This is a genomic window from Arthrobacter sp. 10T413_2 (assembly GCF_056394205.1).
Window position 1 is genome coordinate 1 of sequence record NZ_JBFTHK010000348.1, and the last position, 1,338, is coordinate 1,338.

At 72.0% G+C, this 1,338-nt stretch carries 1 protein-coding gene; it reads left to right on the forward strand.

Annotated features, from left to right (window positions below; all coding sequences use genetic code 11):
• The first annotated feature begins 90 nt into the window (after positions 1 to 90).
• Positions 91 to 1,305 carry a cysteine desulfurase family protein gene (locus tag AC1DBQ_RS23350; RefSeq protein WP_476930757.1) on the forward strand — a complete coding sequence of 405 codons (1,215 nt, stop codon included), beginning with the start codon at positions 91 to 93 and terminating at the stop codon, positions 1,303 to 1,305.
• Positions 1,306 to 1,338 lie beyond the last annotated feature (33 nt).

Below are 1,338 nucleotides of genomic sequence, written 5' to 3' on the forward strand. Positions count from 1 at the left end.
GACCCACAGCGTCACGGCCCTGGACCTCGGCCTCGATATCGAGCTGGCTGTCRCCCCCGCCGTCGATCCGGCAGCGGGCTGAGGCCCGCCGTGATCTTCCTCGACGCCGCGGCCACCACCCCGGTCCGCCGCGAGGTACTGGAGGYCATGTGGCCGTACCTCACGGGCGAGTTCGGCAACCCGTCGAGCCATCACTCCCTGGGGGACACGGCCGCCACGGCGCTCGCCGGGGCCCGGGCCGCGACGGCGAAAGCCCTGGGCTKCCGGTCCGGGGAGATCATCTTCACTTCCGGCGGCACGGAGGCGGACAACCTCGCCGTCAAGGGCATCGCCCTGGCCCGGCGCTCCGCCGATCCGAACCTGGACCGGGTGGCGATCAGCGCCGTCGAACATCCCGCGGTCGAAGAATCCGCCCGCTACCTTGAACGAGTCCACGGCTTCGGCGTCGACGTCATTMCCGTGGACCGTTTCGGGCAGGTCACGGAAGAGGCGCTGGCCGCCGTCCTGGGGCCCCGGACCGCGCTCGTCAGCATCATGTACGCCAACAACGAGGTCGGCACGGTCCAGCCCATCGCCCGGCTCGCGGCGCTGGCCCGCGGCCGCGGAATCCCGTTCCACACTGACGCCGTCCAGGCCGCCGGCTGGTTGCCGCTGGACACGGGCGCGCTGGGCGTGGATGCGCTGAGCATTTCAGGGCACAAGCTGGGCGCGCCCAAAGGCAGCGGCGCGTTGTTTGTGCGCGGCCGGATCCGGCTGGAACCGCTGGTCCACGGCGGCGGCCAGGAACGCGGGCGCCGCTCCGGCACGGAAAACGTCGCCGGGGCCGTGGCGCTGGCGACGGCGCTGACGCTTGCCCGGGGCGCACAGCCGGGACCGGCGGAACAAACGGCCGAGGGCTTTGCTTCCGACGTGGCGGCAGAACCGGCTCAGGACCCGGCCCGGCGCATCGCGGACCTCCGCGACGACTTCATTGCGGCTGTGCTGGCCGGTGTTCCCGGGGCCATCCTCACCGGGCATCCCACCGAGCGGTTGCCCTCCGTGGCTTCCTTCTGCTTCCCGGGCACCAGCGGCGAGTCCGTGCTGCTGGAACTCGAACGCCAGGGCGTGATCTGCTCCAGCGGATCGGCGTGCGCGGCGGGCTCGGACGCGCCGTCGCCTGTGCTGCTGGCCATGGGGATCGAACCCGAGGTCGCCCAGACGGCCGTGCGGTTCAGCTTCGATGCGACCGTCACCGCGCAGGAGCTCCGCCAGGCCGCCGCTGCCGTGGGCATCGCCGTCGCCGGGGTCCAGGCCCTCGGCACCTGAATCGTTGCTCTATCATTTATGGCTGTTCCGGGG